This window comes from Dyadobacter sp. HNCC25DJ183 (genome assembly GCF_056895175.1).
Map to the genome: position 1 here is coordinate 239,838 of NZ_JBXHAP010000002.1, position 19,449 is coordinate 259,286.

Consider the following 19,449-nt stretch of genomic DNA (forward strand, 5'->3'; position numbering starts at 1 on the left):
AGATTGATACATGAAAAAACCATTTACCCTTCAAAGTGCCCTATTCACGTTTTTAGCCACATTTTTCTACGCGGCAACAGCTTTTGGACAAACCACAATCACAACAGGAGTACTAAGCCCGACCACTGTTTGCGCAGGTGGGGAAGTCTCCGTTCCATTCACAATTACAGGTACTGCATTACCCCTCACAAGCTACGTTGCGCAGCTTTCTGACGAAACAGGTGCGTTCGGTGCGAGTCCTGAAACAATTGGTTCTGCAACAGCCAGTCCGATCACTGCAACGATAAAGGCTGACGCAAAGCCGGGTGCAGCTTACAAGATCAGGGTAGTCTCCATTCTGGCGCTTGTTCCGGTTACCGAGGGTACCGAAAGTGCTGCATTGAAAATCAATGCAATTCCTGCTGCACCTGCTGTAACATCTCCGGTGGCATTAACGCAGGGTAAAAAAGCGACTGCATTGGAAGCAACTGGTACGGGCCTGCTGTGGTATGCAGCAGCTACCGGAGGCACCGGCGCAGCTACGGCCCCGGTGCCTAATACGGATGCGGCAGGAGCACAAAGCTTTTTCGTAAGCCAGACAGCCGGCGGCTGTGAAAGTCCGCGTGCTGAAATTGTTGTGAATGTAACAGCCTGTACACCGCCTGCAAAGCCGAATGTTGCCAATGTAAGTTATACAGTTGGCGACAAAGCAGACGCACTTACTGCAACACCCGCATCCGGATTACTTTGGTATACAAACGCAACCGGCGGAACAGGAGAGGCCACTGCGCCAACTCCCACTACTACTGCTGCCGGAACACAGAAGTTTTATGTTTCCCGCACAGTTGACGGATGCGAAAGTGACAGAGCTGAAATCGTTGTAACTGTTTCAGCTTGTACACCGCCTGCGGCTCCCGGGGTTTCTAATAAGACTTACGAAGTGGGTGACAATGCTCCGGTACTTACGGCGGTTGGTACAAATTTGAAATGGTACTCGGCTGCTACGGGTGGAACTGCATTACCATCGGCTCCCAAACCTTCAACTACTACGCCAGGCACAACGAGCTATTATGTTTCACAAACCAATGCAAGCGGTTGTGAAAGTGAAAGGGCTGAAATTGTTGTGACTGTAACAAATTGCACGCCTCCTGCTGCTCCCGGGGTTACTAATAAGACCTACGAAGTGGGAGATAATGCGCCGGTACTTACAGCCGTTGGTACAAATTTGAAATGGTACTCTGCTGCTACTGGCGGAAGTGCATTGCCGTCAGCTCCAAAACCTTCAACTACCACACCCGGCACAACGAGCTATTATGTTTCACAAACTAATGCAAGCGGTTGTGAAAGCGAAAGGGCTCAAATTGTTGTGACGGTAACAAATTGCACGCCTCCTGCTGCTCCCGGGGTTACTAATAAGACCTACGAAGTGGGAGATAATGCGCCGGTACTTACAGCCGTTGGTACAAATTTGAAATGGTACTCGGCTGCTACGGGTGGAACTGCATTACCATCAGCTCCGAAACCAGCAACTACCACACCAGGCACAACGAGCTATTATGTTTCACAAACCAATGCAAGCGGTTGTGAAAGCGAAAGGGCTCAAATTGTTGTGACGGTAACAAATTGCACGCCTCCTGCTGCTCCCGGGGTTACTAATAAGACCTACGAAGTAGGAGATAATGCGCCGGTACTTACAGCTGTTGGTACAAACTTGAAATGGTACTCGGCTGCTACGGGTGGAACTGCATTGCCAACGGCTCCCAAACCAGCGACTACTAGCCCTGGGAAGACAAGCTATTTTGTGTCACAAACTAACGCGAAAGGTTGCGAGAGCGAGAGAGCAGCAATTGTTGTAACTGTAAATTGTAAAACTTTCGTAGGACCTGCGGTTATATCACCACTATCCATTTGCCAAGCTCCAACGAATGCGACCGCGTTAAAAGCGACTGCGCTGGCTAACCATTCACTGCTGTGGTACACCTCAGCAACAGGTGGTGTTGGCGCACCTGATGCACCGATACCTTCTAATAGTGAAGCGAAGTCCTATTCCTATTTTGTCAGCCAAGTCAATCAAACAACAAATTGCGAAAGTGCACGTGTTGAGATTGTTGTTAATGTAAGAGAAGCTGCGAAGCCAACTGTCGTTACTCCGGTGGAATATTGCGTGGGTGAGACATCAACGGCTCTCACTCCATCTGGTTCGACTTTCAAGTGGTATACTGCGGCTACTGGCGGAACTGGGACTACCACCGCGCCAAAGCCAGTGACAACTGCACCGACAACAACACCGACAGCGTATTATGTTACACAATCTACGACGTACGGCCCCTTAGTGTGTGAAAGTTCACGTGTCAAAATTGATGTTGTAGTGAATGCAAGACCTGCTACGTTACAGACTTTATCAGAAGCTATCTGTCAGGAACGTGAGGACAAAACTTATTCTTTCCCTACAAAGGCCTTAGACGGAAATACATTAAAGTGGTATAGCGCGAGCACTGGTGGAACCGCTACAACTAGTACACCTACTGTTAATCTAAAAACTTCGGGAGAAACAACCTTTTACGTTACTCAAGTGAACGATAAAAAGTGTGAAAGCACAACTCGGGTCGCTCAGAAAGTACGCGTAAAACCACTTCCGGCGGTACCAACAGTAACTACTCCAACACTCGAATACTGTCAGTTTATCAAAGCAGATCCGTTGAAAGCTACTCCAATGGCCAATGCGACGCTAAGCTGGTTTGGTACCAATGCAACAGGCGGCGATCCTAGTACTACCGCGCCGGTTCCTTCCACTGCCGAGGGAGGTACCACTTCCTATTATGTGGGACAAACGCTGGAAGGTTGTTTGGGAGATCGGGCGAAAATTGAAGTTAAAGTAAACACAACACCAAAGCCAACTACTGATACATACCTTGAATACTGCCAGGGTGCAACTGCGCCGATTCTGGATGCAACAGGAACAATATTGAAATGGTACCGGACCGTTGACGGCGAGTGGCAGGGTTTCCCATTCACGCCATTTACAGATAAGGTTCAGGATTACTCATTTTATGTAACCCAAACAGGTGTTGAAAACAAATGTGAAAGTCCGAAAGAAGAGATCAAGATCCACATTAAATCACTGCCTTCTGCAACGATCACGGGTACTTCTACCATTGACCTGGGTGAGACTGCTACTGTAAATATCAAATTCACCGGCGAGGGACCGTGGAGCTACATTTTGTCTGACGGTTCCAAGGGCAATACTGATCAGGCGAGTATCCAGGTGCCAGTGAAACCAAGCACAACCACAGTTTACCTGCTGACAGAAGTTGCCAATGCGTGCGGAAAAGGCACACCGATCGGACAAGCAGTTGTTAATGTAAAGATTCCCACGATCAGCTCGGGTAACCCTTCGGTATCGGAGGCTTGTGCCGGTAAAACATTCAATGTGCCTTTCCAGCAGTCCGGTGATTTCCCTGCTGAGAATACATTCAAAGTTCAGATCGCGACGGAAAATGACGATAGCAAATTCTACACGATTCCTTCTGTTGCAACGAGCAATTCAGTGACAGCAACGTTGCCGGATACAACAAAAGGCGGACGCTACTTTTCACGCGTGATCAGTTCGGGCACAAACCCGGCGTTCTTGGTAAAAGGAAGCGTAAGTGCGATCACGATCATGGCGAGTCCGCTGCCAGTAGCGACACTATCCGGTGCACAGACTATTCTGGTAGGCGAAAGCGCTACATTGAAAGTGGAAACCACAGGCAAAGCGCCGTGGACTTTTACGCTGAGTACCGGAACAAAAGATACACTGATCACAGCCAATACAACGCCATTTACCTTTAAAATAGCCCCAACTGCTACGGTTACCTACAACATTACGAAGGTGACCAACAGCTGCGGAACAGGTACCGGAGCAGGTTCGGCACGGGTGCAGGTAGACCCGATCCTGGGAGTTGAGCCACAGCAGCCTTCGAACTGGGTGAAAGTGTACCCGACATTGATCCAGTCTTCGGTGACCGTGGAAGTTTCGGGTAACATCAAACCCAAGCAGGCGCGCGTGGAAGTGATTGATTTGAATGGAAGGTCAAGAGCAATCCAGCAGATCGAGCAAAAAACCACGGAGGTGAACTTCGCAAACTATCCTTCGGGATTGTATTTACTGAGAATTCAAAACGGAAACCTCAGTACAGTTCAGCGGGTGATGAAACCTTGATTTTGGATTAATAATTAAAACCGGGACATTCATTGACAAAATGGATGTCCCATTTTTTTGTACGATATGGACATACACGCGGATATACTCGACAGCTATTTTATGGCCGAGGCAATGCGAATGGCGGAGAAGGCTTACGACGAAGGGGAAATCCCGGTGGGCGCAATTGTGGTGCTGGGAGAGCGCGTTATCGGCAAAGGCTATAACCAGACAGAGCGCCTCAACGATGTGACCGCACACGCAGAAATGATCGCGATTACGGCCGCAGCAGACCACCTGGGATCGAAATACCTTTCGGATTGTACCTTATATGTGACACTTGAACCTTGCGTGATGTGCGCGGGGGCACTGTACTGGTCTCAGATGAAGCGGGTAGTAATTGGAGCAAGCGACGAAAAGCGCGGATTTTTGAAGCTGGGAAAACCTGTTTTACACCCTAAAACGCAATTGACAAGCGGAATTCTCGCATCGGAATCCCAGGAGCTATTACTCAAATTTTTTAGGCAATTAAGAACATAAAGCATTTTTATGCTGTTAGTCTTCTAGTGCAACATTAATATTTAATCATTAAACTACACTGAAAATGGCTTTTACACTTGATCCCTTACCTTACGCAAACAATGCATTGGAACCACATTTCGATGCGTTGACCATGGAAATTCACCACGACCGTCACCACCAGGCATACGTTACGAACCTGAATGCAGCCGTAGCAGGCACTGAGCTGGAAGGCAAAAGCATAGAAGAAATTATCTCGAATATCAGCAAAGCTCCGGCACCTGTACGCAACAATGGCGGCGGTCACTGGAACCACGCGTTTTTCTGGAAATCACTTTCTCCAAATGGCGGCGGCGAACCAACTGGTAAATTGGCGGAAGCAATCAACGCGAAATTCGGATCATTTGCCGCTTTCAAAGACGAGTTCAAAAAAGCAGCTACGGGCCGTTTCGGTTCAGGCTGGGCCTGGTTGATCAAATCAGGCGACGGCGTAGCAATCACTTCGACTCCCAACCAGGATAACCCATTGATGGACATTGCCGAAGTAAAAGGCACACCAATCATTGGTCTGGACGTGTGGGAACACGCATACTACCTGAAATACCAAAACAAACGTCCTGACTACATCGACGCATACTGGAACGTTGTAGACTGGAAGGCCGCTGACGCACTTTACTCAGCGTAATTAATCGCCTGATATATAGGCAAAGGGTTTGCAGCTGGTAAATTTTTCGATAAAATCTCTTGCAAGCTGTAAACCTTTTGCTACTTTTGTCTCCTCGAAAAACGGAGGTTGTAGCTCAGTCGGTTAGAGCGCTAGATTGTGGTTCTAGAGGTCGCGGGTTCGAGACCCGTCTCCCTCCCTTGAAATAAGTTCAAAGTCAAACAAAATGCCTGTAAATCAATGATTTGCGGGCATTTTTGTTTTTCAGACTATGTCAAAAAATGCAAAAATTCCCATGTTTCCAGTGAGTCTTTCGTGTAGTTCACTCACTTTGAGAAAAAGACTCACTGGAAACGGCATAACAAATTGATACACAACCTGTTTACGCCGTAAACATCTTGATTGGCAAGCGTGGTAATTCGATCTTTATCCACTTTTAAACGCTTGTATTATGTTGGAGAAGACATTTGGTCTGCTTTTCTATTTAAAGCCCGCCAGAAATCAAAAAGGAACAGTTCGCTACGTTTACCTGCGAATTACCGTCGACGGCAAGGTCGCCGAGCTATCCACCAAGAAGTTATGGAACACCGAAAGATGGAATTCCTCAGTCGGACGACCGGCCGGAAACAAGGAAGACGCCAAGACGCTCAATGCCTATTTGGACATGCTCACCGCCAAAGTTTACCAAGCGAAGAAGATTCTCACCGAGGACGACAAAGAAATCTCCGCCGAAGGGTTGAAAAACATCCTGCTCGGCAAGAGCAATGAGACCCGCACAATCCTTGAAGTCTTCGAGCGCCATAACGAACAAATGGAAGCGTTGGTCGGCCAGGAGTTCGCACCGCTCACGTTAAAGCGGTACAAGACCGCTAAGGAGCATACCGCCTCCTTTATCAAGTGGAAGTACAAGAAGGATGATATGGAGATCAAAGACCTGAACTTTGAGTTCATCACAGAATTTAACTTCTGGCTCCGTAGCGCGCGAGGCTGCAATCATAACTCAGCGATCAAGTACATGAGCAATCTAAAAAAGGTTGTGCTGATCTGCGTCAATAATAAGTGGCTGAAAAAGGATCCGTTTCAGGGTTTTAAGCTCACGAAGAAGGAGGTTGTGAAGAACCCGCTATCCAGGGACGAACTAAAAAGACTCACTGAAAAAGTATTTGAAGTCGCGCGGATCAGCCAAGTGCGGGACATCTTTCTATTTTGCTGCTACACGGGACTTGCTTATGTGGATGTGAAACAATTGAAGACGACGGACATTGTCATCGGCATGGATGGTGTGCCATGGATTGACACCACCCGCCAGAAAACGGACGCGCCTACACGCATTCCCCTGCTCGATACGGCGCTGGAAATTATTGAGAAGTACAAGGATCATCCGCAGTGCTGTGCGGCTGGCGTTGTGCTGCCGGTGCTGAGTAATCAGAAGATGAATGCTTACTTGAAGGAAATCGCCAACATGTGCGGGATTCCCAAGACGCTGACTTTTCATATTGCGCGGCATACGTTCGCAACTACGGTGACGCTGAGTAATAAGGTGCCGATCGAGACGGTTTCTAAAATGCTGGGGCATCGGTCTTTGAAGCAGACTATGATTTATGCGAAGATCTTGGATGTGAAGATTAGTGAGGATATGAAAGGGTTAAGGGAGCGGTTGAAGGGTGGGTAAATACAATTCCTTTAACAATTAACGCGGCTGTCGGAATAGCAAGATTGAAGGTTCAAGATCGAACAAGTGCGTCTGCTTAGTACAGTAGAAAAATACGATTGCTGGAAAAATAGATTTATTGGTATATTATCAGATTATTCGGTTTCTGATTTTTTAGCGCATGGAGGGTTTTTTAACTATGATGGGTTGACTATGAGCGATGTACATTCGAAGGAAGTCCGAAGTTATAATATGAGTAAAATCCGATCAAAGGATACGAAGCCCGAATTAGCAGTCAGGAAGTTCTTGTTCAAAAACGGGTTTCGATATCGGTTGCATGTTAAAAGTCTACCAGGCAAACCGGATCTAGTCTTCTCAAAACGCAAAATAGCAATCTTTATTAATGGATGTTTTTGGCATGGCCACGAAAACTGCAAATATTTTCGCATACCAAGTACAAGAGAACATTGGTGGACTGAGAAAATTAACAGAAACCGATTAAATGATCAAAGCGCCGAATTTAACCTTAAGAGACTGGGTTACAGAGTAATTATTATATGGGAGTGCGAGTTGAAATCTAAAAATCTGTCTTGCACACTGGAAAATTTAATAAATCAAATAACTAGGCTAACTCATGAAATCGACCCGGTCGCATGTCATAAATCCAGTGAAGCTTGATTTTTCTGAAAAGCCTGATAGTGAAATCATCTCGATGCGAATCCAGATTGAAAAGGAATTTAGAAAACGAAATATAAAGTTTACTGTTGGAGAAATTGGCGAGACAATTTCCATTGACTACTTCAATACAACCCCAGGTTTGAGTAATTTGCAAAAAGCACCAACGGGAACAAAAAATGTTGATGCTTTATCAAGGAGTGGAGAAAGATATTCTATAAAAACCATAAAAGATGGTGCCAAAACAGGAACGGTCTATCCTGATCCAACCGATAGCAATAAGCAACTTTTTGAATTTTTGCTGATTGTACAAATTGATGAAAATTACGAACTAAAATCTTTGCACCGCTTTTCTTGGCAGCAATTCATGGCCGCGAGACAATGGGATAAAACTATGAATGCCTGGTACATCGGCAAAACGACTAAGGCATTGAACATTGGTGAAGTAATATATGACAAGTAGAAATTTGATTAAAACAATTGATCTTTTCTGTGGTGCTGGCGGAAGTAGCTATGGCGCAAGAAGCGCGGGAGCAGAGATAGTTGCTGGCTTTGACTTGTGGAATTCGGCTACTATGGCTTATCAGAAGAACTTTCCAGATGCGAAAGTTTTTACATCGGACTTGCGGAATCTTAACCCTCGTGAAATTAAATCTCAAATCGGAGACGTTGATTTAATGCTCGCTTCACCTGAATGTACAAACCATTCCGTAGCCAAGGGTTCCCGCGAACGCAGCGAAGAAAGCAAAATGACTGCTTTTCAGGTTATTAGATATGCTGAAGTTTTCACACCCAAATGGATTGTAATTGAAAATGTGATTGAAATGGCCTCATGGAGTGAACATTCAAAGTTATTGGAGGCTCTATGGCAACTTGACTATTTCGTAAAGGAGGTTAGATTAAATTCTGCGCACTTCGGCGTCCCTCAAGCCAGAAGGCGTCTATTTTTGCTTTGCTCAAGGGCAGATGATGTCAAGACCCCAGTTCCGAATTCAACGGTGGAAGCTCCTGTGTCAAGTATCATAGACTGGAGCGATCGATACAAATTTACGCCTCTATTTAGAAATAATAGGGCAGAAAATACGTTGAAGCGAGCAAAAAATGCTATTGATTTCCTTGGTGATGACAAACCGTTTCTGATGGTTTATTATGGTTCTGGGGATGGATGGCAGAGTATCGATCGCCCCCTCCGAACTATAACAACATTAGATAGATTTGGCTTGGTGGTTCCTTCCAACACTGGACATCAAATGAGGATGTTGCAACCGGAAGAATTGAAGCTAGCAATGGGATTTGGAGCGGATTACAGTTTGGATATTGGAGTAACAAGGCGGGAAAAAATTAAGTTGATGGGCAATGGAGTTTGCCCACCAGTGATGGAATCTATTATTGCAAGCCTTTGTAATAGAATGCTAAATAATCCTCGACAACGTCCCGCATAACTGTAAATTTGAAGACATATTTCGATACCACGAATCAGGTGTTACCGCGCGTTGATAGTATAGTGACACTACCTGCTATAAGAAACTATTAAGTCAGATTATAGACATGTGCTTTCCGGGGCAACAGGTCAGATCTCAGTTGCGCATTAATGAACTTGAAAAAACAGTGATGTCCTTTTCCTCAAACACCCGAACATTACTATATTTTTATGAAAAGTATCCGAAATTGGTACGTCGAGCGGTATTTACCACAAGAGCCCGATCAAGCAGCATATTAAACTCTTCACAGCTTGTCTCAGGTACAATAGAGCAATTATGACATGCGGCTCCATTGATCCTGTCCGGTCCCTGCCCGGTTTTCCCCCCGACATCCGAGCAAACTGGATCAGATGAGCACCATTGTGCATCTTCAATTGCTTCCCTAATTAATTTTCCCAGGTTTTCCTCCCTGCCCTGTCTCACTAAGCCACCCATTGATCCTTCAGAATCGCCAGAAGAGGTGTATATCAAAATACCATTCATTTGCTTTTCGGCGTCTGTACTGAAATATATTCGCTCTCGTAGCGATGAGGAGCCATAACCACAATTAAAACATAGCCTGTTAATTAATAGATGGGCAAATGTATGCATCATAATAAAAGTTGGGTTTAAGCTACGTTCAGTGTAGTCCGGCCATCGTTTGCGCCGGGCGTCATGATAACGGTCAATGATCTGCTGGGCATGTTCTTGCAACGACCCGGATTGCAACCAATGAGCTATTTTGTCATTCCTAAATTGCAGAAAAATACCTTCACCATACACTACATGTGCGGGCAGCCATGTAACAGAATTCATACTCAGATCAGAAATTGTTCGCTGATGGTCACGGTTATCTTCCGGATTTATTCGTGTAAAACCGGCAAAAACCCGGGTTTCGCGAAGTCTCTCAATGAGGACAACTCGTTCAAAGTAGTACTGAAGAAAGCTCGAATCACTATATCCAGCAATCGTCTTCACCAGTGCTTTGAAATCAGCGTTTTCACCTTCTCTGCCACCCAATATGTATTTGTACTCTTCACTGCGGATTGTATCTTCGTTGACCTCTTGTTGCGGCTTATCGTTATTTCCTAGGTAGTCGTTTACATCATTCATCAATTCCTCTAGGGTGATTTGCCCACCAATGATCTCAGGCTCAAAATTTAAGATTATTTTAAGCATATTTCCCCCTGTATCTTGGTTTTTAAGGGTTTCCAATTTACTTCGCCCGTGTCTTTCGATTATGACACCGGAAATGGGATTGATTTGCTCATCGAAGCCTGGTAGATATAGTGCTGATCGTATTATTGGGTAGTGAATGTTCGAACCACCACGAATTAATACCCGAAGGTTGTTCGCGCATGCTTGGGGATAATCTATACCGTTACGACCTAGCCAGGGCCTGTACCCATGACACGTGTAAAAATTGTTGCCTCCATTATGATCAGTATCCTCCTGATCATCGCGTGCATTCAATCGCGCTAGTGCCCACTCACCCATAATACCCGCAAGATTACGCTTAGCTCCACAGCTGCAGTTTATCCAGATGCCACTCAAATCGCCCGAACCTGAACCGGCATGATAGCTGAGAATATGATTCTGGCCGTCTTCTGGATGTGGACCACGATGAGTCCATTCCATAAACGGAACATCCTGAATATGCCCGTCAGGACAAACAGCAATAAAGCGAACAGGGAGCATGCTTCCCCGGCAATCTCTTGTACTGCATTCCGGTTTGTCATGTAGCTCGAGCTGTACCTTGTGCATTCTATGACAGACAGTGCAGTAATGCCACTGAGGAAAACGAACCGCCGGTATCATCAGGTTCGTATTAACACCTGTCCCATTTTGGCTGATGTAGGGATATGGCCTTCTGAATTCAGACACATTCAGTAAGGCCTGTAGACGATTTTCTTTAACGCTGAGTTTTGTAATATCAACAGCGCCGAATCCAGCCTGTAAACGTCTATCAGAGATTACTTTATCCCATATATCGAGGCCGCAAATCATTAGGGATTCATCCCCTGGAAAGTTAATCATCTGGCCGATTCCAAATGGACTTAGTAGCTGGCCGGACCTTATATTTCTTACCATCGGCGGGTTCAATTTGGGTTATAAATGGAAACATGCACTTCTTCATCAACACCCCGCATTGTGGTAGGCGTTAACAACGCCTTGTTAATGACCACTTCGGGAACATCAATACCAGGTGCGTACATCAGTGGAACAATCTTATTGAGATTCACCTTGGTATTGGCCGCGTCGCCATAATGCTGAAAGCCATTTTGCCATCTTGCGAATATCTGTTCAATTTGTTTTGCTGTACTAGTTAGCTCGCCAACGTCCAGGCTACTCACTCGTTGCTTAATAACTTTTGAGACCCAGTCGCACAGGTTATTGTGGTCTGAGTTATCTGGCAGGTCAAGTATTGGCCTGTTTCTCAGTTCATCATTAGCAAAGTGACGCACTAAGCCAATCAGAACAGCATGCAACGCCCGTTTACGAGCGTTAATCGAGAAGGGAGTAACAGAACTCGGTTCGACGTGAGCGTAAATACGGCTATGATATGCCTGAAACTGCTCATATACAGACTTGTCACGGGGCTTGTTAGGACTATATAACATCACTACGAGACCTGGCCCCTCTTTCGTGCGTCCAACACGTGAACTGGCCTGAATATATTCTGCTGTTGTCTTGGGTTGTCCGTGTATATACATCAGCCCAAGTCTGGAAACATCCAGGCCAGTTGCAATCATATTTGTAGCGAGGCATACGTCAATTGCTTTATGGTTTTCTCCAACATATGACTTTTCGAGCTCCTTAAGAGCTTCGGGAATTTGACTGCTGTTTATCCTACTTGTCAATTCTTTAAATTGAAGGTATCTCCTGCGACTGGAATAAGCGATCAGATTTCGGTTTTGCAGAACCGTCAGGTAATCAGATACGTCAGCAAAGATCAGTGATGAGGCCATACCAAGTTCCCGGATACTATTAAAGAAACCAAGTAGTGTCCAGTAGTAATCTTTCAAGTTGGAATTGGTATCAATGGATTTTACTGCCTGAAGAATAGGCGAGTATGTCCGAACAACGGTTGTCTGGCCTGACTGATAGCCAGGAGCAAGTACACCCACGTATCGACGGCCGGGATTAGATGAATCAATTTTTTTTTCCTCTGAAAACCAAGTGTCACCAAAATTTAGTCCCTGTGACGGAAAAATATTTAGCCTGTCAGATGCATACAATGCTTTAACTTGTTCAGCAGCCCGGCTGATTGTAGCTGACGACGCCACTATTTTTGGCGGACGGCAAAGGTCCGTTTCAGACTGAGGAAAGAATGGCCCATTGGGCCTTCCGTAGTTGGTGCATAGCGTTTGAATCAGCGTTTCATAAAGACCTACTATAGTACCAAGTGGCCCTGATATGAGGTGCAGTTCGTCCTGAATGATTAGTTCTGGCGGAGTTACACGGCTAACTGCGTGATTATTTTCCCGAAAGCCGAAGATGGTGCCGGCCTTCCCTTTCCATGGAATCATAGCGAACTTATCAACTGTTCCGAGAAGCAAAGTTGGCGACCAGTCATAAATGTCTTCGTCCACGACATACAGCGGTAGCTCTTGTGTATGAAACTCACATTCATGATTGTCACACTGAAAAAATACCCGCGCGCCAGTGCCATCAGTTACGTGGAGTCCCCGAACTTTAGCCATCTTCGTCGGTTTCTCAATACTTCCAATTTGTGCTCCACAACACGGGCATTTCATAACAATGAAATTATACTCGGCACTGCGAAAATTGGGGCCCGTGATGTCTCTGTACTGGTTAACGGCATTTAATCGGTCATTCGGAGTTGAATTACTACCAACCCAAAGTCCAATTGATATCCTGTTCGGTTTCTGGTCTGGACCAAGCTGGTCCGGCCCTAGAAACCTACGGTTTTCCTTCCTGATCAGTTCACAAGCACAAATCAGTGACGCCGCTCGTTCATACTGCTGAGTTGTCAGTAGACGTAGCGTGTACCGCATTAGGATAGCTGTACCGGAGCATGATACGAAATTACGTGTAGCTTCGCCACGAATTCGCCGGGCAAAAATAGTAAAGGCGGTTAGACCAAGGTAAGCCTCGGTTTTGCCCCCCCCTGTCGGAAACCAGATCAGGTCAACTAAACCCCGCTCATCGGACGATTGATCCCAAATGCCTTCAAGATTCATTAGCACGAATGCCAACTGAAACGGGCGCCACCGACCTTTGCCAGATTGATGGAAGGCCTCAAGACTTTCGTGACGCGCCTTGCCCCCTGGGATAAGCGGCAGTTCTATTTGGTTATTATTCGTAATCCACTTCCTTTGCGCTGTTTTCGACCGTTGCTGCTGCCACAGCATCGCGCGGTTCATCCATCGAAAACACCTTACAAGTTTATCCGTTTCAGAGGAATCTGTTAGCAATTGTATTCCTCGGCTGATTCGCCTGAGCGTTTCCCGACATTTTACAATATTTCGGCTAGCAGCTTCCTGATACGTGGCATTCAGCGAAACAGCCTCTGTTTCCAGACCGACAATCCAGTCACTGTATTGATCGCGCAGTTGGCTGAGACTGTATTTCGCCCGATCCCAATTGCCTAAGTCTGAAAATTCGTACATACTAAGTTCAACGTGCTGAGTTGGATCGACAGGAGGAATCTCGTACACAGGTAGGAATGCTGAACCGATTCGGGTCACATCGCCATCAGCGTCAGTTTTCCATTCGACCGAACAGCCGTGGCCGATACCGTACATTCGCTTTTTTCGGTATAGCAAACGTAGTTCTTTTTCTTCGCTGGTATCAACCAACGACACTTTTTCACGATAAGGTTGAATAACTCCTTTCTCTGTCTCAATATCCAGCTCATTTTGATATAAAATAGCGCCATTATCAAAGTTTTCCTGATAATATCGACAGTTAGTTAGAGTAAACGTCAGCGTTACCACTCCATCCGATTTGTCATTCGGTGTCGTTCTGTTAAAAACACGAAGCTTCAGCCATTCGCCGCTATTCCCGGGTGTAGGTATTAACTCTTCGGCAACGCTACCAAAATTCAGTAGGTCATTTATATAATATGTTACTGAATGCTTGGGGATCGGCCGCCGAACCCAGTATTTTCTTGTAACGGGAGTACCATGACTCTGCCTGTCAGTGATTTCACCTTCTTTTGTCCGATATTTTTCGCCAAATTGGTGATTTATAATTTCCTCGTACCAAGCAGATTGAACGGTAACACGGATCATAGTCTCCGTGTTATTAATATTGAAACTAGCTGTGAAACCCATTGCTGAGGGCTTGTATTGATAAGCAAGGCCGACAGGTTCCTCGGTTGAGTCAGTCTCCATACCACTGCCCGTTCCAGTAACACTCCTGTGCAGCTCAACAGTAGGAGCATTGCCTGTCTCCTCAACGGCGGTACTGCCACTGTCTGGTTCATTTTCATAGCTGCTTTGTTGCGGATACAGCATACCAGCTCCATATCTGATCCAAGGGGCACCATGCACTTTGTCCAGTAAAAGCTCCTCGTTCGTGTCGGGGTCCAGGTATGGTTTATTTGGATCAGGACCGATAACCTCCCTGTACAGTGCTTGTATAAGTTCGTCACGCATAATCCTAAAAATTTAGTAAAGTGTGGTTTATTGCGATCAACTGCTTAAATGCCGTCGCCTGCTCTTCGTCAAAAATAATGTACAGTTTCACTCGAGCTCTCGATATTCCAATGTAGAGAAGCCGCCGAAACCCCTCGTCTGTTAGATTGGTAAATCCAGTTAGAATGATGATTGAATTTTCGAGCCCCTTAAACGCATGAACGGTGTGAAAATCAAGCCCCTCCTTACGTTTCTGGTTCAGGTACTGGCAGTCAAGGTGAGAGCCTTCCCACCGATGAGCAGAGAGAATTGTAATTTTGGTTAAAGGTACTTTCTGGCCAGCAAGCGTTCTAATGATGTCCGTAATTTCGCCCGAAACAGATTCTCGCCTAACAAAATGTATATCCACCGGTTCGCCATCAAGTAGAGGGGTATTGAGTCTCGCCCGCTCTACACCAGTTAGGAGTGTATTCTGATCAGCAATCCGCCGGGTATTACGGCAATTGACTCTCAAAGGGGGATGACGCATGAATGATGCCCGACGATTCAGCGAGGCTATTGATTTTATTGGATCATTGAGGTAGATAGCCTGCCCAGTGAAATCTCCAAAACAACACCAAGCACCGTCTTTCATCCCACCCTTTAGTAAAGTGTCAAGAACTTCCAGGTAATTCTCGGTTAGCAAGTCCTGCGCCTCGTCAATAATCAGGTAATCGAATCGGCTGATTTCCGGCAAACCCTCGGTTTGCACTAAGAATTCTAATGGCAGCATCTCCGAAAAATATTCATCCGTTTGCTGCGCCTCAGTTTTGGTCACCTTAAGCATGTACGAATGAAGCGTACCCGCAAAATAAGGCATCTTGGAATCTGGTGCCAGAATTTCGGCATTGGAAGCAATCTTCTGACCAAGCAGCCTGTTATAACAAAAAAACGCGGTGCTTTTTCCTTCTATGAGCTTACGCCGAAGCAATTCCTCAGCCAATAAGGTTTTGCCCGTACCAGCCGCTCCTTCAATAAGACAGCGTTCATTATAGCTGGTGAACTCTAGAACATCAAACTGTTCCCGGGTGAATTCATTAATTATGGTTTCCTGGTCATTAATACGATTTATCTCACGATAGTTGTATGAGAAGTCACCGCGCAATAATCGCAGAATATCCTGACAGAGACGAGCCGTGGGTCGGGATGAAGTTTCGTTATACCAGAATTGACCACTGTACTTGTCGTGCCAACCACGTGCGAGCGACAAAATAAAATTCGAGATTTGGACATGAATGAGTTGCTTTGTGCATATCTGCCAAGGCTCAGCTTCTGCCCCATAATCACTGAAGTGGTCAAGTGACGTAAATAATACGCCCCATCCAAAGGCTAATCTGCTTATCTCTTTATGAAGCTCAGGTTGGGCAATTGAATATTCAATTAAGTATTTACGCAGAGAGTGCATTGTATCGGCCGCCTGACGAAATGGCCCTTTATTAGAGGTTGTCTTCTGCCCCATTCTATTCTCAAACGTCCAAGTCCCTCCATTGCGACTGACACGGCCATGCTTTATTTCCAGGCAGAAAATACCTTCTCCCGGAACAAGGACTAGAAAATCTATTTCCCCTGATACATTTTTCAGGTGTCTGCTAATGAAAACCGAGTGCAGCACGTAGTAGTGGTTCGTCTGGCCGTCATTTCGAAATTTATAGAAAACAAGCTTCTCGCCAGCTGAGGAATCAGTATCTATTACGTCTGGAATCAGCATAAGTCCTTTATAAATCGTTTAGTAGAAGCATATGGTACTTCCATATCCCTTCTCTTCTCTTTGTCGGTGATACGACCACATTGAATTGCAACAGACACCTCATCAACATCTATCAAGATTTTGTCGTTGACCGTTTGACCATTTCGAACTAAGGTCACTATTTTATCTTTTATTCGTTCAGATACTTCGTTGCTGTTCTTCACAATTACACTCTTTGCGGCCTTTATTTGATTAACAATTAACGCAGTCTCTGAAGTTGACAATCCCGTAGCCCGTAAGATAAGTTCTAAGTTAGATCTCTGTGGCGCGAGCATGTCGAATTCATAAAGCCAGCGCAGAATGTTATTTTTGCTAGGGCTGCTGCTTGACAAACCCAGTAACTCTTTCTGCTCGATCAGATATTGTTCAAGCTTTGAAAGGTTCCTGTTATTGACATGGTAAAGCTTTTGCAGGCTATTACGCCAGATATCAAGACTTTTATAAGCTTCATTTAGCTGTTCGCGCGACAGCCTACGAACAATCTCCCGATCCATATCAAAACATACAACCAGGTCGCCTACGGAAAGTTCAGGAAAGGAGGCCTCCGATATTTCACCCGTTATCTCGCCATCCCTACTTAGAAAGTGTACCCGGCCAGCACGGCCGTGCGGAAGTAGCATGTATGACCCATTTTGGAAATACAATATATCGACTTGTACTCGATAATTGCTCGCCTGGTTGACAGACGCCAATAGACCGGCAAAGCGAAAATTGTTAATGTAATGCTCCAGATCCTCGAAGTAAGTTTCTGTCTGGTGATTTATCAATACGGATGCAGAATCACCAGCCTCCCCCATCTGGATAATTATTCCAGATTCATCGGGTCGTTGTTTGCGGTAAGGAATTTCCCGGTTTGCTAACCCATGACTAATCCAGCTAGGCATGTAATTATCGAAGCCCGCCCTGCGAATTTTTGTCAAAAGGTAGCCCATAGTTCGTTTTGCTTCTGCCTGCCACGTCAATACCGTTATTAAAGGGACCATTTGGCCAAATACAGCATCAGAAAGGTACTTTCCATTCCACTCGCGGTACGGAAACCCGGTAAAAACCAGTGCATCACTTTCAGCTTTTTCTAAGTCATAAATTTGTAAATTTTTTAGCGCAGATGAAGCAGTCTGTTTTCCGGGATGACCTGGAAAACCTATATGCTGGACGAAAACTGGCTGATTAGCAGGCAAAACTTTCAGGTTAGTGCTGTAATACATGAGTTGAGCAAGTTTCTGGGCGAATGAAGATGCGATGTCATCCGGTAATTGCGTCGCTATATTTTCAAAGGCCTCTTTGAAAATTTGAGCCTGTGCCTGAACCACTTCAATAATCTCCCTATGACTTCCTGGTGTGTTTTTCAACAAATAAAACGCCGGTCTGAGATTTTGGTAATAGGCTTTTTTTAAATTCTCAAACCCCTGAAGCTGAGCGAATGTTGAATTGGATTCAAATGTGTTAAACAGACCATCGCCGACCGGATCTGGATAGCTCTGGATGACTATTTTCTGACTTGCGTACCTTTGACATTTTTTCCAGAACCGGTCATCACAGTAATCTACCTCAACAGTATCTATCAGTTGGTTAACCAGTTGCCTATCCCAATAAAAACGGAAATTGCTTTTTAAAATGTCGACCACTTCGTCTGGCATTGAAACGAGCTCCGCCTGATCTGTCAGCACTAACACAGGAATTCCACGCGCAATCAGCCCGTTAACGGTCTTGGCATAATCTAATGCCAAGGAAATTTTATCCAGCACGACCATTTTGATGTTGTCCGGTAACGCTACCTTCTTAGCTGGTATATAATCCACCAGTCCTTGTAAACGAGTGCGATAATATTCTTCAACACTACCTGCTAGTTGGTCAAAGAGCTGGCTAAACTTGTCCGAAAAATCCTTCGTAGAAATATATATAGCCAACTGATCTATTAAATCAAGAACATGACTATTTTCATCATATGCTTCCCGAAGCTCATCTAGATCTCTTACGAGTTCTCCAATAAAATATGAATTGTCATCCCCGTCAGACGTACTGAAGATGGGGACAAACTCTTCTAAATCCGGCACAACGATTAGATTCGTCCCAACCCTAAAAACTTTCTCCAAGCTTTGGTTAAGACAGCTTGCATTTTTAAGCTTTTCTCGTGTTGACACCACATGCCCTCTGCCAGTTACCATATACAGCCTGTTCCTGAGAATATTGGGATTCACTGCTTCCCCAGCATCAAGATTGAACAGGCTATCAAGATCATTATCATGAATGTAAGCCTTACGCCTTCTTTTGAAGTGATCGATTGTGTTCAGAGCTCGGCGGCTATCGACTTTGGTCATATGTTGTCGATAAGATTCGGGAGCGTTGTAGGTTGTGCAATTTGCAAATACCAGTCTTTGGAGAAGCTTTCCCTTTTCGGTAAACACCCCTGTGTATTTTGCAATTGATCCAAAGATTTCAACTTTGTCTCCAGGTGATATTTGCGGCAATACTGGATTACAGTAATCCTCGAAAAGATAATTTAGTAACAGCGTACACACAAAAGGAACTGTGAAATTCTCCTTCGCCGGAACAGATAAGTAGAATGGCAACTGCTCAGCAAGTAGAGCTTTCGGCAGTTGTGTGGCATATTGGAGGGCCAGACCAGCAGAAAACTCCATTACAGGACTAGATTGCCTGCTTCCTAAATGTAAAAAATACCTTTTTTGAAAAGTATGAAGAGTGTCAAGCATTATTTAACTAACTGCCGTCAGAGGATAAATTTACTGGATTTTAAGGTTCCTGAATATAACACTATTGTTAAGTATTTTTACTGGCATCCAGGATTCAATCGAAAGTCCCCTGAATTCCCATTGAGAAAATCTAATAGCCAAAGCGACACTGTGGTGTTGCGGCGGATCTTCTGGGGTACTTGGTTTCGAAAGACTTAATTAGCTACCGGCTACTCTTGCCT

The 19,449-nt window shown here is 45.2% G+C and carries 11 protein-coding genes and 1 tRNA gene; 8 read left to right on the forward strand and 4 right to left on the reverse strand.

The genetic code is table 11. The features are described 5' to 3' along the window. Positions 1–10: 10 nt before the first annotated feature. The 8 genes from AC1XTG_RS05025 (at position 11) to AC1XTG_RS05060 (ending at position 9,110) form a co-directional block, all read left to right on the forward strand. Positions 11–4,180 (forward strand): Ig-like domain-containing protein, encoded by a 4,170-nt coding sequence (locus AC1XTG_RS05025; RefSeq protein ID WP_484841233.1) that lies wholly within the window; start codon positions 11–13, stop codon positions 4,178–4,180. Between the two features lie 66 nt (positions 4,181–4,246). Continuing rightward, positions 4,247–4,699 carry a nucleoside deaminase gene (locus tag AC1XTG_RS05030; protein ID WP_484841234.1) on the forward strand — a complete coding sequence of 151 codons (453 nt, stop codon included), beginning with the start codon at positions 4,247–4,249 and terminating at the stop codon, positions 4,697–4,699. A gap of 64 nt (positions 4,700–4,763) precedes the next feature. Then, on the forward strand, positions 4,764–5,363 hold the full coding sequence (locus AC1XTG_RS05035) for a superoxide dismutase (protein ID WP_056279734.1): 600 nt from the start codon (positions 4,764–4,766) through the stop codon (positions 5,361–5,363). Between the two features lie 103 nt (positions 5,364–5,466). After that, positions 5,467–5,542: transfer RNA gene (locus tag AC1XTG_RS05040), tRNA-His, on the forward strand. 251 nt (positions 5,543–5,793) lie between these two features. Continuing rightward, positions 5,794–7,014 (forward strand): site-specific integrase, encoded by a 1,221-nt coding sequence (locus AC1XTG_RS05045; protein ID WP_484841235.1) that lies wholly within the window; start codon positions 5,794–5,796, stop codon positions 7,012–7,014. A 192-nt stretch (positions 7,015–7,206) separates the two neighbouring features. Continuing rightward, the gene (locus tag AC1XTG_RS05050; RefSeq protein WP_484841517.1) at positions 7,207–7,671 is read left to right on the forward strand and encodes a very short patch repair endonuclease; all 465 of its coding nucleotides are present in this window, start codon (positions 7,207–7,209) and stop codon (positions 7,669–7,671) included. Continuing rightward, positions 7,628–8,131: a hypothetical protein gene (locus tag AC1XTG_RS05055; RefSeq protein WP_484841523.1), complete on the forward strand. Its 504-nt coding sequence runs from the start codon at positions 7,628–7,630 to the stop codon at positions 8,129–8,131. The genes AC1XTG_RS05050 and AC1XTG_RS05055 overlap by 44 nt, the downstream gene beginning before the upstream one ends. Before the next feature lie 4 nt (positions 8,132–8,135). After that, positions 8,136–9,110, forward strand: a complete 975-nt coding sequence (locus AC1XTG_RS05060) for a DNA cytosine methyltransferase (protein ID WP_484841236.1) — start codon at positions 8,136–8,138, stop codon at positions 9,108–9,110. A 207-nt stretch (positions 9,111–9,317) separates the two neighbouring features. Here AC1XTG_RS05060 and drmB read toward each other — a convergent pair whose 3' ends face one another. From drmB to AC1XTG_RS05080, 4 genes are read right to left on the reverse strand one after another with little or no spacing between them, the layout of a single operon-like run. Then, the gene (gene drmB / locus AC1XTG_RS05065) at positions 9,318–11,219 is read right to left on the reverse strand and encodes a DrmB family protein (RefSeq protein ID WP_484841237.1); all 1,902 of its coding nucleotides are present in this window, start codon (positions 11,217–11,219) and stop codon (positions 9,318–9,320) included. Between the two features lie 8 nt (positions 11,220–11,227). Further along, the gene (locus AC1XTG_RS05070; RefSeq protein ID WP_484841238.1) at positions 11,228–14,752 is read right to left on the reverse strand and encodes a helicase-related protein; all 3,525 of its coding nucleotides are present in this window, start codon (positions 14,750–14,752) and stop codon (positions 11,228–11,230) included. Positions 14,753–14,756: 4 nt separating this feature from the next. Further along, a complete protein-coding gene (locus AC1XTG_RS05075; RefSeq protein WP_484841239.1) occupies positions 14,757–16,478 on the reverse strand; it encodes a nuclease-related domain-containing DEAD/DEAH box helicase in 1,722 nt (573 codons plus the stop codon). Beyond that, entirely contained in the window at positions 16,472–19,228 is a 2,757-nt protein-coding gene (locus tag AC1XTG_RS05080; protein WP_484841240.1) for a hypothetical protein, read from the reverse strand. Before AC1XTG_RS05080 ends, AC1XTG_RS05075 begins: the two co-directional genes overlap by 7 nt. Positions 19,229–19,449 lie beyond the last annotated feature (221 nt).

Bases quoted from the DNA above. Each gene is read 5' to 3' on its own strand.
- AC1XTG_RS05080 (WP_484841240.1), bottom strand. From the start codon at position 19,228: ATGCTTGACACTCTTCATACTTTTCAAAAAAGGTATTTTTTACATTTA.
- AC1XTG_RS05030 (WP_484841234.1), top strand. From the start codon at position 4,247: ATGGACATACACGCGGATATACTCGACAGCTATTTTATGGCCGAGGCA.
- drmB (WP_484841237.1), bottom strand. From the start codon at position 11,219: ATGGTAAGAAATATAAGGTCCGGCCAGCTACTAAGTCCATTTGGAATC.
- AC1XTG_RS05075 (WP_484841239.1), bottom strand. From the start codon at position 16,478: ATGCTGATTCCAGACGTAATAGATACTGATTCCTCAGCTGGCGAGAAG.
- AC1XTG_RS05070 (WP_484841238.1), bottom strand. From the start codon at position 14,752: ATGCGTGACGAACTTATACAAGCACTGTACAGGGAGGTTATCGGTCCT.
- AC1XTG_RS05025 (WP_484841233.1), top strand. From the start codon at position 11: ATGAAAAAACCATTTACCCTTCAAAGTGCCCTATTCACGTTTTTAGCC.
- AC1XTG_RS05055 (WP_484841523.1), top strand. From the start codon at position 7,628: ATGAAATCGACCCGGTCGCATGTCATAAATCCAGTGAAGCTTGATTTT.
- AC1XTG_RS05050 (WP_484841517.1), top strand. From the start codon at position 7,207: ATGAGCGATGTACATTCGAAGGAAGTCCGAAGTTATAATATGAGTAAA.
- AC1XTG_RS05045 (WP_484841235.1), top strand. From the start codon at position 5,794: ATGTTGGAGAAGACATTTGGTCTGCTTTTCTATTTAAAGCCCGCCAGA.
- AC1XTG_RS05035 (WP_056279734.1), top strand. From the start codon at position 4,764: ATGGCTTTTACACTTGATCCCTTACCTTACGCAAACAATGCATTGGAA.